This is a genomic window from Brevibacterium sp. CS2, from assembly GCF_005280295.1.
GTDB lineage: Bacteria > Actinomycetota > Actinomycetes > Actinomycetales > Brevibacteriaceae > Brevibacterium > Brevibacterium pityocampae.
Genome location: NZ_CP040020.1, coordinates 757,367 through 771,624, shown reverse-complemented (window position 1 = coordinate 771,624; position 14,258 = coordinate 757,367). Strand labels below are relative to the sequence as shown.

Below are 14,258 nucleotides of genomic sequence, written 5' to 3'. Positions count from 1 at the left end.
GACATCAGCCACGGACATGGGGTGTTGTGTCTCGAACCCACTCCACCCCGTCGAAGTGCGCCAGGCCCATGTCCTCGAAGGTGCGCAGCCAGCCGTCCATGGGCCAGAAGCCCCACCGGCGATAGAAGGTATGGGCGTTGGTGAGGATCGCGTCGAGGTGCTCCACCGGCGGCGTCGAGACCGGGTGCCACTGGTGGTAGGCGTGCGCCCCGCCGACCCACACGAGTGGCACCCCGCAGGCCCGCAGATTCATGCCGAAGTCGGTGTCCTCGCCGCCGTAGCCCACGTAGTCCTCGCAGAACCCGCCGAACCGCTGCCGCAGCGCCCGCCACGTCCCTGCGGTGACGGCGAAGGACAGCGACCAGAACAGCTCGTACTCCTCCTCCGTTGCCCGCTGCAGCTCGTCCTCCGGCGGGTTGGGCCGCGCCCCGTGCGGGCGTGTCCACTCCGCCAGCCGGTCGAGATCATAGGGCCGGTCATCGGCCGCGAGGTACGTCACCGGGCCGGCAAGCACCGCCTCCGGCAGCTGCTCCGCCGCGCGTGCGTACCCCGAACAGAGGTCCTCCCCGGGCATGCAGTCCGCATCGAGGAACACGACGAGCTCCGCCCCGGCGGCCACGGCCGCATCTCCGGCGACGTTCCGGGCGCGCGCCAGGTTCACCGGACCCGGCCCGGTCCGATCGATGACCTGGGAGCCCGGCACGGCGAACGGCTCCGCGCCGATGAGCACCGTGTGGTGCGCCGCGTCCGGCATCCACCGGTGCACCGCCTCGAGCTGGTGCAGCACGTGCTCCCGCCGCCCGGCCGAGGCCAGGGTCACCACATGGATCGCGTTCACCGTCCGACCTCCTCGATGATCCGGGCCGCGCGCTGCGCCGCACCCGTACTGCCCCACTGCTCCCAGCGCGGCTCCAGCTCCCGCGCGCGCTCGATGAGTCCGGCCCACTCCTCGACGGCGGGCACCGACTCCGGCACCACCGCCAGGCCGGCTTCGCACACCACCCGGGCGGTGGCCTCCTGCTCCCCGAACGGCCGGTCCTGGGGAACGACCACGGCGCGCGCGCCCAGCACGGCGAGGTCCGCGATCGAGTTCTGACCGGCGGCGGTGACGACCACCTCGGCGGCGGACAGCAGAGCGAAGGGGTCGTCGACCCACGCACCCGGCCCGATCACCGTGACCGGCACCGGGAGCGATTCCGCCACGGCATCCCAGTACGCGGCCGGCTGGTCCGTCCCGCCGCCGCCGTGGACGATGACGACGCCGGTGCGCTCTCTATCCCCGGCGGGAGCGGGCACCCGGCCGGCGAACCGACTGATGCCGCCCACGGCGTGCACGCGCTCGGTCACCGGCTCCAGGTGCTCGGGCAGCTCCACCCGGTCGGGCCAGGCGGCGATGATCGCATCGGCTGCCCGGTACCCCACAGCGTGCGGGGCGTCGTCACGCACACCGGGCATCGCCTGCACGGTCACCGGCACACCCATGGCGCGCACGAGCACCGCGACCTCGACGGACACATCGACGTGGAAGGCACGAGGCCGGTGCTCGGCCACCCAGGCGGCGATCTGCGCCATCCGCTCGGCGAGCCCGGCATGGTGCGCGGGCGTCCAGTGGAAGGCCCCGTGCGCGTCGAGCGCGGCACCGGTGACCCCGGGGGCCGGGGCATCCATCGGCAGCACGAGATCCGCACCCGGCGCCGAGGACAGGATCGTGGTGTCGTCGTCGACCGCCGCGGCGATCTCCCGGCACCGTGTCAGGTGCCCGGTGCCGTGGTGGTGGGCGTAGAAGCCGATCACCGGACGGACTTCCGCGCGGAGCGCTGCTGAGCGGTGATGCGATCGATGCGGGAGCGGTGCGCGAGCCGCGGGTACTCGACGGCCGGGCGCGGTCCGGGAAGTGCCGGCCCGCCGTCGGCCAGCCGGCCGAACACCTCGAGGTAGCGGTCGATCATGATCCGCAGGTCGAAGCGCTCGACGGCGATCTGCCGGGCCTCCGCGCGGGGCTGTCGCAGGGCTGCGCGCACCGCGCGGGCGAGGTCGTCCGGGTCGGACGGGCGCGAGATGTGGTCGGGGGTGTCGGCGAGCACTTCGGGCACCCCGCCGCGGCCGAACGCCGCCACCGGCGTCCCGCACGCCAGCGCCTCGATCGTCACCAGGCCGAACGGCTCGTCCCATTCCGGGGTGACGAGCGCGACGTCCGCCTGCCCGACCTCGTGTGCGAGCTCGTCGGGCGACAGGGTGCCGAGCCAGCGGATGTCGTCGCCGAGGCGCGGCCGGATCTCCTCCTCGACATAGGACGGCTGGGCGGCGCGGCCGATGAGGGTGAGCGGCAGGCCCAGGCGCCGGCACGTGTCGATCGCATGGTGCGGGCCCTTCTCCCGGGTCAGCCGCCCGAACCAGACCGCGCCGCGCCCACCGGGGCCGAGCGGCCACCGGCCGGTGTCGACGCCGTTGTGGATCACCGGGGCCGGGGCGGGAAGCCGCCACTGGCCGGCGGTGAACGCGCTCACCGCGCTGAACGCCCCGGCATCCGGGCCCACCCGGTCGATCGCGGACTGGATGGACCGCTGCGGGGGCACGTGGAGGGTGGTGAGCATCGGCGCGCGCCGGCCGGGGTCGGCGAAGAGCAGCGCCGGGTGCGTGCTGTTGTTGTGGATGACGTCGTAGTCCGCGGTCTCCAGGTGGTCTCTCAGCTGGGCGAACGCATGCGCCTCGGACTCCCGGGCGCCCGGCGGGTACTCGTCGTCGCGCGCGTGCTGCTCGTACCCGGTCCAATCGACGCCGGGGAACTCGAGGGCGGTGCTGTGCCCGTTCGAGCCGCGTGCGGCGAACAGATCGACCTCCACCCCGGCGGCCGCCAGGCCTACGACGAGCCGGTCGACGAACACCTCGAGACCGCCCCCGAACGGCGGGGCGATCGGCAGGCGCGACGGCCCCACGACCGCGACCCTCACGGCGTCGCCGCCCGGGGAGCGGGCACGCGCGATGCCGCGGCCGCTGCAGTGCCGGGCGCCGGGGACCCCGGTCCGGCGGCCGGCCCGGGCACTGGGGTCGCTGCGCTGTCGGCAGGTTCGGAGGGTGCTGCGCCGGCGGGCACCTCGGCGGCGGGCCTACCGGTGTAGATCCGGTGGTGCGCGCGGACGATCTCCGCGTACTCGCGCTCGCGGTCCCCGCCGTAGGGCAGCGGGCCGCCGGCGAGCGCGGTGAGGGCCGCCGCCGCCGCCGAGGCGCCCGCCCCGGTGGCATAGGACACGACCCCGCCCGGCCGGTCGGCCTGGTCGGCGTAGTAGCCGCAGTCGGGGGCGACGACGGTGACGGCGAGGTCGCGGCACATCTCGAGCCAGCCGGAGTGGGAGCCGCGGATGTAGGGCAGGACGACGGCGTCGTACTCCGCGACCGCGGCGAAGAGCGCGGCGTCGTCCATGCGCGGGTGGACGTGCAGGCCTTCGCCCCACGTCGTCGCGAGCGCGGTGACGAGCGGGTGCTGCGCGGCGTCCTCGTGGACGTGGACGTGGAGCTCGGCCCTGCCCGCCTGGAGGCCGTCGGCCAGCGCGCGGTGGAACCCCGGATCCGTGGCGGTGTTGTGGCGCATGCTCTTGAGGAACAGGCCCACTCGGTTCCCGGTCCGGCGCGCTGCGGCGGCCGCGACGACCCGGCGGGCGGTGCCCGGGTCGACGATGAACGGGTGGGGGATCACCTCGGCGGCGACACCCAGCCGGGCGGCGATGCGGGCGGCGGCAGCAGGAGTGAGCGTGATGACCGATTCCGCGGCGCGGATGAGGTCGGTAAGCCGCGCGTGGTGGTCGGCCTGCTCGGTGAGGTGCGGATTGTCGAGGTCGTGGACGGTGACGACGAGCCGGGTCGCGGTGGCCGCGCACTCGTCGACGAACTCGCGGATCCGCTCCGGCGAGCAGTGCTCGAAGCCGAAGTGGATGTGGACGAGGTCGACCGCCTCCGTATGCGCCCGCAACCACCCGGGTTCGAGCGCGGGGTGCGGGAACCAGGCCCCGGCGCGGGTGCCGGGAGGAGGTTCGGGGGCGAAGGCCGCGATGTCGGACCAGCGGGAGGCGGGGAGGACCGCGGCGACGTACGGGTGATCGGCGGGGATCGCCGCGACGGTGACGCGAGCCGCGCCGGCCTGCAGGGCGGGTGCAGCGGGTGACGTGCGCATGGTCCTCTCCTTCCGGTGAATCGGTGGTTCAAGGTCGCTCGATGATGCGCCCACTCCCTCGTTTCAAGGTCGATTGTCGCACCTCGGCCGCCCGGCGAACTCGGGACGACGAAGCGGCGCGGATAGGATGCAGGCGTGAGCATTTCCGGACGCACCCGCCACTACGCCGACTTCTACAGCCTCAACGCCGCTCTGACCAGGAGCGATGATCGACCGTTCGGCATCGTGGTGGGCAACTGCCAGGCGGAGTCGATCCGCGTGCTCCTGACAAGCACCCTTGCTATTGACACCATACGCGTTCCCCCGGCCTTCGAGTGGACCGCGGACGATATCCGACACGTCACGGAACTCCTGCCGCGCCTCGACGTGCTCGTCGTCCAGCCCATCCGCGACGACTACCGCGGTCTGCCCGCCGGCACCCGACAGCTCGAGGCGCAGCTCGCTCGCTCCGCGGTGAGCGTGCGGGTGCCCGCCCTGCGCTATGCCGGCCTGCACCCGTACCAGGTCATCGCCCGCGACCCGGTCGACCCCTCGCTCGACCCGCCCCTCGTGCCCTACCACGACCTCCGCACCATCGTCGCCGCCGCACAGGGGCTCGAGGCGCCCGTCGACCACGCTCTCACCGAGCAGGCGCTGCGCGACTCCGAGGAGGAGTCGCTCGACCAGCTGCGCCGCCGCGAGGACCACCACGACACCATCCGGATGTCGGACGTGCTCGCCGCCCACCCGCACTGGCACACGATCAACCACCCCGACAACGCCACCCTCACCGCGCTCGCCGCCCGGGTGTGCGAGCGGCTGGGGATCGATTCCCCGGTGGGGGATCCGGGCCGTGAGCTGCTCGGCGCGGTCGAGGCGCCGGTCGACCCGGAGCACGCGCGGGTGCTCGACGCGGTCCTGCGCCCGGATGCCTCCGCCGGTGAGTGGCGGCTGTCCGGCACCCCGCCGACGACGCTCACCGAGGCCGAGGTGGCCCGCGCCCACCTCGAGTTCTACGCCTCCCGGCCCGGCCTCGTGGACAACGCGTTGATCCGCCACCGCGACCGGCTCGAGCTCCTGGGGCTCCGGCTGTGAACGCGACCGAAGGCTCGGGCCGGGGTCCGGACCGGGGCACGGGCCAGGGTCCCGACCGGGGCTCGGTCGGAGCATCGAGCGACTCCCCGGGTGTCGTGGCAGCCGCCGCGCGGCCGGTGGTGTGTCACGTGGTCGTCGGCCCGCCCCACCACGGGGTCACGCGGTACGGGCTCGCGCTCGTCGACGCCTGCACATCCTCGCCCGGCGGTTTCACCCACCGGCTCGTGCACCTCGGCGACCGGGAGGACCTGACGCCGCCCCCGCCGGTCGAGGCGAACATCATCCACGTGACCTTCACCGACCACCTGTTCGGGTCCGACCCCGAGGCCGCGGCGCGTGCCGTCGCCCGACTCGTCGCCGAGGCGCGGCGGCCGGGCCCTGTCGCAGGGCTGCTCTACGATCCGGCCGACGGCGGCGCCCCGGCAGGTGAGGCCGCGCAGGCTGTGAGCGGGACGGGTGAGGAGAGCCGCCGGGCCGGCGAGACCGAGGGGCGGATCGGTGAGGCGGAGGACCGGCCGCGGCTCACGGTCTCGGTCCACGACGTGCCCCAGCCCGCCGAGGGCGAGGAGCGGTACGCCCGCCGGGCACGCGGGTACGCCGCGCTCGCCGAGCAGGCCGATGCGGTCGTGGTGAACTCCGCGCACGAGGCCGCCTTCTTCGACAGCGACGCCTCCGTCATCCCCCTGCCGATCGAGGATCCGCGCCCGCAGCCGCCGGCCGCGGCAGGCCGGCGGGAGGGGGGCGAGGCGGACCGCGGGGCGGTTCCGACCGTCGGGCTCCTCGGCTTCGTTTACCCGGGCAAGGGCTACGAGCGGGTTATCGAGGCGGTTCCCGCCGGCGTCCGCGTGCGCGCGCTCGGTGCCGTCGCCGCCGGTCACGACGACTACGCCGCGCAGCTGAGCGCGCTCGCCGAGGAGCGCGGCGTCGACTTCGAGGTCACCGGGTACGTCCCGGACAGCGAGCTCGCCGCCGCACTCGATGCGATCACCGTGCCCGTGTGCCCGCACCGGCACGTGTCCGCCTCGGGCTCGCTCAACACGTGGATCGCCCACAACCGGCGGGTCGTCGTCGCCGACGGCCCCTACATGCGCGAGATCGCCGAGCGCTGGCGTGAGCGTGTGGTGCTCGCCGGTGAGGGAGCTGCCGAGCAGGTTGTTGAGGTCGGGCATGACGACCCGGGAAGCGCCGCGGGTCAGGGTGCTGCGGATCTCGGTTCCGTGATCGCCTCGCTGCTCGCCGAACCAGCGCGCACCTGGTGCGCCGAGCCGCCACCGGCCTGGGGCTGGCCCGAGCTCGCTGCCGCCTACTCGCAGCTGTGGAGCGAGCTCGAACGAGCGGGGCACTCCTGTGAGTGAGGACCGACCTCGGGTCTCGGTGATCATCCCGTACTACGAGAACCCGAACGGGCTCGCCCAGGTGCTCGACGGCATCACCGCCCAGACCTACGCCGGTGAGATCGAAGTCGTCGTCGCCGACGACGGCTCCGCCACCCCGCCCGAGGTGCCCGCGCACGTCCGCGTGGTCCGGCAGGAGGATCGCGGCTTCCGGGCGGCGGCGGCGCGGAACCTCGGTGCGGCGGTGGCCTCGGGCGCGGTGCTCGCCTTCCTCGACGGCGACACGATCCCCGAACCCGGCTACCTCGACGCCGTCGTCGCGCGGCTCCGGGTCGAACCCCGGGTGCTCGTCGTCGGCAGCCGCCGGCACCTCGTGACCGGGGAGGCCGGTGCGGTGCGCGACCTCGGGGAGCCCGCGTGGCTGCGCGCGGCGTGGGGGTACACCGATGATCTGCGGGCGGTCGACGACACCGGGTTCCGGTTCGTCATCTCCGCCGTGCTGTCCTGCACTCGGGCGGTGTTCGAGCAGGTGGGCGGCTTCGACGGCTCGCTCGTGGGTTACGGCGGCGAGGACTGGGAGCTCGGTTGGCAGGCCTGGCTCGCCGGGATCGACCTGAGGCACGAACCGGCGGCGCAGGCGGTGCACCTGGGCGCGGACTGGGGTGGACGCGCGGAGGACCGAGCGGCGGCGATCGCGGAGAAGAACCGGGAGAGCGTGGCGCTCGCCTCCCGGATCACCCATCCGATCATGCGCCCGGCCGGGGTCGTCAACGCGGTGCCCGACATCCGGGTGCGCTGGGCGGGGGAGACCGACCCCGGGATCGCCGTGCCGGTGGTGGCAGAGCTGCTGGCCGCGGGCGATGTGCACGTCGAGCTCGACGCGGTGCCCGCAGTGTTCGCCGCGGACCCGCGGGTGCGTACGGCGGATGATCCGGGCCCGGCCGGGAGCGGCCGGGTCCGGCCCCGGTTCGATGTCGAGCTGCTGCGCGCGTGCCGGATCCCTGCCGGCGGACTCCAAGCGGTGTGCGAAGAGGTGTCGCGCCTCGGCGGGTATGCCGAGGTGCTCGGTCCCGAGGGAGAAGCGCTGCTCCGCATCACTCCTCGGCGAGCACTCGCCCGAGGCGAGCATCAGGTGACGAGGCTCGACCGGGAATGGCCGGTGCTCACTACTCCGCTCCGCCTCGAGGACGAGTTCCGGGAGGCGGGTACTCGGTTCGCGGAGTGACGTGACTGTTGTCGGTGAACTCGATCAGACGTACAATTATCTGTACAGGGGGTTGCGATGAAGACGATGAGCTACACAGATTCACGGGCCAATTATGCGAAAGTGCTCGACGATGTCACCAATGATCGGGAGGCGGTCGTCATCACGCGCGCCGGCCATGAGCCGGTCGTCATTGTTTCCTTGGCGGATTACGAATCGCTTCGCGAAACCGCCTATCTCATGCGATCGCCGGCCAACGCCCGTCGACTGCTGGATGCAATGGAACGACTTGAAGCCGATCGCGGGCAGGCGCACGAACTCATCGAGACCGACTGAAGCATGCTTCTGGTGTGGGATGAAGGTGCATGGGAGGACTACCTGTGGTGGCAGGCACAGGACCGAAAGGTACTCAAACGCATCAATCGCCTGATCAAGGAGATCGAGCGCAACGGCAACGAGGGGATCGGTAAACCGGAACCCCTCAAACACGATTTCGCAGGATACTGGTCCCGGCGCATCACCGATGAGCATCGACTCGTCTACAAACTCGCTCGCGATGAGATCCGCATCGCAGCCTGTCGATATCACTACGGATAAGCGCGACGAACGCAATCGACCTGGCTGCCGCCGCGATCAACCGCAACGCGCCCGGCCGAACCCTACCGATTGATCGGCGGGCGCGGTGCCCAGCTGAAGTCGCGGTCGAACAGGTAGCGCGCCTCGGTGTCGGATTCGATGACGATGTCCACCCGGTCGCCGGTGAGCGCGATCCGGCCGTCGGGCCGCTCTTCCCACGTGAGGTCGAAACCCGCGACGTAGTCGTTGCGGCCCAGCGGCTGGCTGCCCTCGCGGATCCGGTCGAGCGAGAACGTCACCGTTTCGCCGTCGAGGCGATAGGTCCCGCTCTGGAAGTCGCCGTTCGCATAGCGGATGCCCACCCGCCCGCGGCCGTCGTGGTAGTCCCACTGGCCGAACGCCACCTGCTGCCAGCGGTCGTCCTCGGCGAGCTGCGCGGCCGGCTCCCGGGCGTCCTCGACCACACGGTACACCCCGGGCAGCGGGCCGTCGACCCGGGAGATCCCCTGTGCGGACCACACGAGCACCGCGCCGGAACCGGCGACCGCGACGACGGCGACGATCGCACCGAGCCAGCGGGTGAAGCGGGCGAGGCGCGGCCAGGGGATGGGCGTGGGGAGCAGCGCGGGACCGGTCGCCCGTCCCGCGGCGAAGCGCAGCAACCGGGGCAGGAACGGCAGGAGGATGATGATCCCGACCACGCCCAAGACCCCGGCGAGCTGCTTGACCGGGACGTCGTAGGCCATGTTGAGGAGGAACACGACGGCCATGTCCGCGACCGCGAGCAGCGCCCCCAGCCACACGGTCCGCCGGAACAGGAGGAGGGCGGCGGCGAGCACCTCGGCGACCCCGGCCAGGCACTGGACCACCGGCGAGTACGCCATGAACCGCCACAGCAGGCCCATCGGGCTCATCTCGCCGAACTGGGTCAGCGCGTCCCCGTGGTCGGGGAGCCCCATCTGCATGAGCACGACCTTCGACCAGCCGTAGACCAGGAGCATCGCGGCGAGCCCCATGCGCAGCACCCAGTGGAGCATCCACGCGAGGGTGACGAGGATGTTCTGCCGGCGGGTCCGGCGCTGCGCGTCGAGCTTCTCGATCGGGTCGCGCAGCTCGGCGGTCGGTGGTTCGGACGCGGGGCCGTCCGTGCTCATCTCAGCTCCAGATGTCGTCGCCGCGGCTCACCGCGTCGAAGCCGCTGTCGACGAACACGACCTGGCCGGTCATGCGGGCGTTGCCGGGGGAGACGAGGAACGCGTGCACCTCGGCGATGTCCACGGCCTCGGCCGGACCGCCGTAGGGGCTGGGCATCGCGGCCTCGACCATCTTCCGACCCTCCTCGGTGGAGAGCAGCTCCGCGGTCATCGCGGTGCGGACCTGGCCGGGGCCCACGGCGTTGATCCCGATCCCGGCGCCGGCGTAGTCCGCCGTCGGGGCGACGCGGCGCACCCAGCGGGAGATCGCGCGCTTCGAGCTCGAGTAGTTCGCATAGCCCGCCTGGCTCTGCGCGGCGAGCGCCTTCCCGCGCTCCACCGCCGCATCACGGTCGCCGGCGAGCAGGAGGTCGACGAGCTCGGGGTCGTTGCCCTGCAGGGTCGCCGCCGAGCTCGTCACGGAGATCCGCGGGGCCTCGGAGCGGGCGAGCAGCGGGCGCAGGCCCTCGATGAGCGCAACGGTGCCGAAGTAGTTGACGAGCAGCGAGAGCTCGTTGTTCGCCGACACCCCGGCGTTGGCGACGAGCCCGTCGAGGGTGCCGCCGGTGCGCTCGGTGATCTGCTCGACGACCTGCGCGATCGCGGCGTCGTCGGTGAGATCGGCGGTGATGTCCGCATCCCGGAGGTCGACGGTGATGACGGTGTCACCGCGGGAGGCGAGGAGTTCGGCGGTGGCCTTGCCGATGCCCGAGGCGGCTCCGGTGACGACGATGTTGCGGGACATGGGTCCTCCTGGTGAGCGTGGGAAGCGGCGGATCCGGGCGGGCCGACCGAGGGCCGGCCCGGGGTCGCCGGGCTGCCGGATCCACCGTAACCCTCCGGCCCGCTACGACCCGATAGGTGAATATCGTGATGTCCCTAGATGCGCGGATACTCCGGTGAGAAGGTGCCCGGGCCGCGCCCACCTCGCGGCCGGCCCCGGGTCAACCCGCCATCGGCCCGCGCCCACCTCGCCATCGGCCCGGGGTCAACCCGCCGCGGAGCCGGGCCGAGCCGCCCCGTCCCCTATAATGAGAACCGCACGTGCCGGTCCTCGCCGCTCACCGGCGAGGACGGCGACCGCGACGGAAGGCGAGACGATGAAGAGCCCGATCTCCGACTACCTCACCGAGATCATCACCGATGCCCGCTCCGCGACCGGCGGGGAGGTCGCCGACTACATCCCCGTGCTCTCCGAGGTCGACCGGGAGCTGCTCGGCGCAGCACTCTGCACGGCGTCCGGCGACCTCTACAGCGTGGGCGATGACGAGCACGCGTTCTCGATCCAGTCGATCTCCAAGCCCTTCGCCTACGCCGTCGCCCTCGAGGAGCGCGGGCCCGAGGTCGTCGACGCCCGGGTGGGGATGGAGCCCTCGGGCGAGGCGTTCAACGACATCTCGCTCGACGAGGAGACCGGCCGGCCGGACAACCCGATGATCAACGTCGGCGCGATCGCCGTCACCCAGCTCATCGGTGGACGGTCCGCGAGCGTCGACTCGCGGGTGGGCCTGCTCCTCGACCGGTTCTCCGCGCTCGCCGGGCGGCAGCTGAGCATCGACGAGCGGGTCGCGGAGTCCGAGCTCGCCCACTCCGATTACAGCATGGCGATGGCCTACATGCTCCGCGACACCGGCGTGGTGACCGACACCGCCGAGCACGCGGTGACGAGCTACATCCGCCAGTGCGCGGTGCTCGTCACCGTCCGTGATCTGGCCGTCATGGCCGCGACCCTGGCCAACGGCGGCATCCAGCCGATCACCGGACAGCGGGTGTTCTCACAGGCGGTGTGCCGGCAGGTGCAGGCGGTGATGGCCTCGGCGGGGATGTACAACGCCGCGGGCCGCTGGATGACGACCGTCGGGATCCCTGCCAAATCCGGTGTCGCCGGCGGCCTGCTCGGCACCCTGCCCGGCCGGCTGGGCCTGGCGACCTTCTCCCCGCCGCTCGACCCGCAGGGCAACAGCGTGCGCGGGGTGAAGATCTTCCAGCGCCTGTCCGAGGACATGGGGATGCACCTCATGGGCGCGGAGCCGACGGGCGACACCGCCGTGCGCGAGGTCGAGGTCACCGATGCCGCGACGACCATCGCCCTCCAGGGACCCCTCGATTTCAACGGCGGGGAGGCCTTCCTCCGCGCGGCGGTCGACTGCGCCGTGCCCTCCGGCACCGTCGTCGTCGACCTGGCACGGGTGGGGCGGGTGCACGATGTGGGCCGACGCATGATCCTCGAGGGGATGCGCCGGCTGCGCGGCGACGGGCACCGGGTGATGCTCCGCGATCCGGAGGGCCGGTTGCCGGGCCCCGACCTCGGCGACGGGACCCGGCCGGAGACCCCCGACCCGGTGGCCTGACCCGGCCGCGTGACCCGGCTGGGTGACCCGGTGGGCGCCTCGGGATCGGCCGGCTCGCGCGGTGCCCGGCCGGCTCGGTCACCGGCCCCTTCCGGGCAAGCCCCGTCGACCCGGCGGGCACCTCGGGAGCGCCCGCGTCCCACGATGTGCCCGGCTTTCCGCGTGACCCGCATCACTGCATACGATGGGGACGAATGCACTCGACGAGGAGGAACCCCGTGAAACAGATCAATGAAGTCGTCACGCTGAGCATCGAGGACGGGATCGCCGTCCTCACCCTGGATTCGCCCCCGGTCAACGCCCTGTCCGCCGCCGTGCGCGCCGGACTGCAGCAGGGATTCACCGCGGCCATCGACGACGACGCCGTGCAGGCGATCGTCCTCATCTGCGCCGGCCGGACATTCATCGCCGGCGCCGACATCTCCGAGTTCGGCGGCGACAAGACCGAGCAGACCGGTCCCGACGAGCGCGAGATCATGGACAACTCGCCCAAGCCGATCGTCGCCGCGATCCACGGCACCGCACTCGGCGGCGGCCTCGAGACCGCGCTCTGCGCCCACTACCGGGTCGCCGCGCAGTCCGCGAAGGTCGGCCTGCCCGAGGTGCACCTCGGCCTGCTGCCCGGAGCCGGCGGCACCCAGCGCCTGCCGCGCCTCACCGGCGCCGAGGTGGCGCTCGACTGGATGATCACCGGGCGTCACGTGCCCGTGGCCGAGGCCGCGGAGTACGGGGTCGTCGACGAGGTCGTCCCGGACGAGTCCCTGCGCGAGGACGCGATCGCGTTCGCCCGCCGGGTGGTGGCCGAGGGCGGCGAGCTGCGCCGCGTGCGCGACCGCGACGACAAGGTCGCCGCCGACCGCGACAAGCCGGAGCTCTTCGCCGACTTCCGGAAGAAGCACGCCCGGAAGTTCCGCGGCTTCAAGGCCCCCGAGGCGATCGTGCAGTGCGTGGAAGCGGCAGTGAACCGCCCCTTCGACGAGGGCCGCGAGGTCGAGAAGACGCTGTTCGCCGAACTCGTCAGCAGCCCCGAGTCCGCCGCCCAGCGCTACTACTTCTTCGCCGAGCGCGCCGCGGCCAAGGTGCCCGACGTCCCGCGCGACACCCCGCGCATCCCCGTCGAGTCCGTCGGCATCATCGGTGCGGGCACGATGGGCGGCGGCATCGCGATGAACTTCGCCAACGCCGGCATCCCGGTGACCATCGTCGAGCAGCAGCCCGAGGCGCTCGAGCGCGGGCTCGGTGTGATCCGCAAGAACTACGAGCGCACCGCGTCGAAGGGCCGCATCACCTCAGCCCAGGTCGAGGAGCGGATGGGACTCATCACCGGGTCGCTCACCAAGGACGACCTCGCCTCCGTCGACCTCGTCATCGAGGCGGTGTTCGAGCTCATGGACGTGAAGAAGAGCATCTTCACCGAGCTCGACGCGATCTGCAAGCCCGGCGCGATCCTGGCGACGAACACCTCCGGCCTCGACATCGACGAGATCGCCGCGGTGACCGAGCGCCCCGAGGCCGTCATCGGCATGCACTTCTTCTCCCCGGCCAACGTCATGAAGCTCCTCGAGGTCGTCCGCGCCGACCACACCTCGAAGGAGGTCATCGCCACGGTGATGGCGCTGGCGAAGAAGATCGGCAAGATCCCGGCACTCGTCGGCGTGTGCCCCGGGTTCGTCGGCAACCGGATCCTCTACGCGCGCCGCCGCGAGTCCGAGCGCCTGCTCATGGAGGGCGCGATGCCCTGGGACATCGACACCGCGGTCACGAACTTCGGACTGCCGATGGGGCCCTACCAGATGAGCGACCTCGCCGGCCTGGACATCGGCTGGCGCAAGGAAGAATCCGCCGGGCGCACCGTCCGCGAGGTGCTCTGCGAGATGGACCGGCGCGGGCAGAAGACCGGTGCCGGGTACTACGACTACGACGAGAACCGGAAGGCCACACCGTCCCCGGTGGCGGCGAAGATCATCGAGGACTTCCGGGCCAAGGAGGGTGTGGAGCCGCGCGAGATCTCCGAGGAGGAGATCTTCGAGCGCTGCACCCTGCCGATGATCAACGAGGGCCTGCACATCCTCGAGGAGGGCAAGGCGGTGCGCGCCTCCGACATCGACGTCATCTACGTCAACGGCTACGGCTGGCCGGTCTACCGGGGCGGCCCGATGTTCTACGCCGACCAGCTCGGTGCCGAGCACGTGCTCGAGCGGCTGCGCTTCTACGAGGAGAAGTACGGTTCCGACTTCACCCCCTCGCCGCTGCTCGAGAAGGTCGTCGCCGAGGGCGGACGCATCTCCGAGCTGTGAGGACCTCCGCGCGGTGAGCCGCATGCCGAGGAGCCGGCCGGCTCCGTCGTGAGCACCGGCC

13 protein-coding genes are annotated in these 14,258 nt (G+C 72.2%); 7 read left to right on the top strand and 6 right to left on the bottom strand.

What is annotated here, in order from left to right:
• Positions 1–4 precede the first annotated feature (4 nt).
• From FDF13_RS03350 to FDF13_RS03335, 4 genes are read right to left on the bottom strand one after another with little or no spacing between them, the layout of a single operon-like run.
• Positions 5–838, bottom strand: a complete 834-nt coding sequence (locus FDF13_RS03350) for a galactosyltransferase-related protein (protein ID WP_137318444.1) — start codon at positions 836–838, stop codon at positions 5–7.
• The gene (locus FDF13_RS03345; protein ID WP_137318443.1) at positions 835–1,794 is read right to left on the bottom strand and encodes a glycosyltransferase; all 960 of its coding nucleotides are present in this window, start codon (positions 1,792–1,794) and stop codon (positions 835–837) included. Before FDF13_RS03345 ends, FDF13_RS03350 begins: the two co-directional genes overlap by 4 nt.
• On the bottom strand, positions 1,791–2,936 hold the full coding sequence (locus tag FDF13_RS03340; protein ID WP_217494896.1) for a glycosyltransferase: 1,146 nt from the start codon (positions 2,934–2,936) through the stop codon (positions 1,791–1,793). Before FDF13_RS03340 ends, FDF13_RS03345 begins: the two co-directional genes overlap by 4 nt.
• 11 nt (positions 2,937–2,947) lie before the next feature.
• Positions 2,948–4,168 (bottom strand): glycosyltransferase family 1 protein, encoded by a 1,221-nt coding sequence (locus tag FDF13_RS03335; RefSeq protein WP_175406844.1) that lies wholly within the window; start codon positions 4,166–4,168, stop codon positions 2,948–2,950.
• 135 nt (positions 4,169–4,303) lie between these two features.
• Here FDF13_RS03335 and FDF13_RS03330 point away from each other — a divergent pair, with 135 nt between their 5' ends.
• The 5 genes from FDF13_RS03330 to FDF13_RS03310 all read left to right on the top strand — a co-directional run bounded on the left by FDF13_RS03330 (position 4,304) and on the right by FDF13_RS03310 (position 8,377).
• Positions 4,304–5,242, top strand: a complete 939-nt coding sequence (locus tag FDF13_RS03330; protein ID WP_217494895.1) for a WcbI family polysaccharide biosynthesis putative acetyltransferase — start codon at positions 4,304–4,306, stop codon at positions 5,240–5,242.
• Positions 5,243–5,370: 128 nt separating this feature from the next.
• Entirely contained in the window at positions 5,371–6,597 is a 1,227-nt protein-coding gene (locus tag FDF13_RS03325) for a hypothetical protein (protein ID WP_137318441.1), read from the top strand.
• The gene (locus tag FDF13_RS03320; protein WP_217494894.1) at positions 6,590–7,801 is read left to right on the top strand and encodes a glycosyltransferase; all 1,212 of its coding nucleotides are present in this window, start codon (positions 6,590–6,592) and stop codon (positions 7,799–7,801) included. Before FDF13_RS03325 ends, FDF13_RS03320 begins: the two co-directional genes overlap by 8 nt.
• A gap of 57 nt (positions 7,802–7,858) precedes the next feature.
• The gene (locus FDF13_RS03315) at positions 7,859–8,116 is read left to right on the top strand and encodes a type II toxin-antitoxin system Phd/YefM family antitoxin (RefSeq protein ID WP_137318439.1); all 258 of its coding nucleotides are present in this window, start codon (positions 7,859–7,861) and stop codon (positions 8,114–8,116) included.
• A gap of 3 nt (positions 8,117–8,119) precedes the next feature.
• Entirely contained in the window at positions 8,120–8,377 is a 258-nt protein-coding gene (locus FDF13_RS03310) for a Txe/YoeB family addiction module toxin (protein ID WP_101652830.1), read from the top strand.
• A 62-nt stretch (positions 8,378–8,439) separates the two neighbouring features.
• Here FDF13_RS03310 and FDF13_RS03305 read toward each other — a convergent pair whose 3' ends face one another.
• Both FDF13_RS03305 and FDF13_RS03300 read right to left on the bottom strand, forming a co-directional pair.
• Positions 8,440–9,510: a hypothetical protein gene (locus tag FDF13_RS03305; protein WP_137318438.1), complete on the bottom strand. Its 1,071-nt coding sequence runs from the start codon at positions 9,508–9,510 to the stop codon at positions 8,440–8,442.
• A gap of 1 nt (position 9,511) precedes the next feature.
• Positions 9,512–10,294, bottom strand: coding sequence for an SDR family oxidoreductase (locus FDF13_RS03300; protein WP_137318437.1), 783 nt, complete (start codon positions 10,292–10,294; stop codon positions 9,512–9,514).
• A gap of 355 nt (positions 10,295–10,649) precedes the next feature.
• Here FDF13_RS03300 and FDF13_RS03295 point away from each other — a divergent pair, with 355 nt between their 5' ends.
• Both FDF13_RS03295 and FDF13_RS03290 read left to right on the top strand, forming a co-directional pair.
• A complete protein-coding gene (locus tag FDF13_RS03295) occupies positions 10,650–11,900 on the top strand; it encodes a glutaminase (protein ID WP_137318436.1) in 1,251 nt (416 codons plus the stop codon).
• A 218-nt stretch (positions 11,901–12,118) separates the two neighbouring features.
• Positions 12,119–14,197 carry a 3-hydroxyacyl-CoA dehydrogenase NAD-binding domain-containing protein gene (locus tag FDF13_RS03290; RefSeq protein ID WP_137318435.1) on the top strand — a complete coding sequence of 693 codons (2,079 nt, stop codon included), beginning with the start codon at positions 12,119–12,121 and terminating at the stop codon, positions 14,195–14,197.
• Positions 14,198–14,258 lie beyond the last annotated feature (61 nt).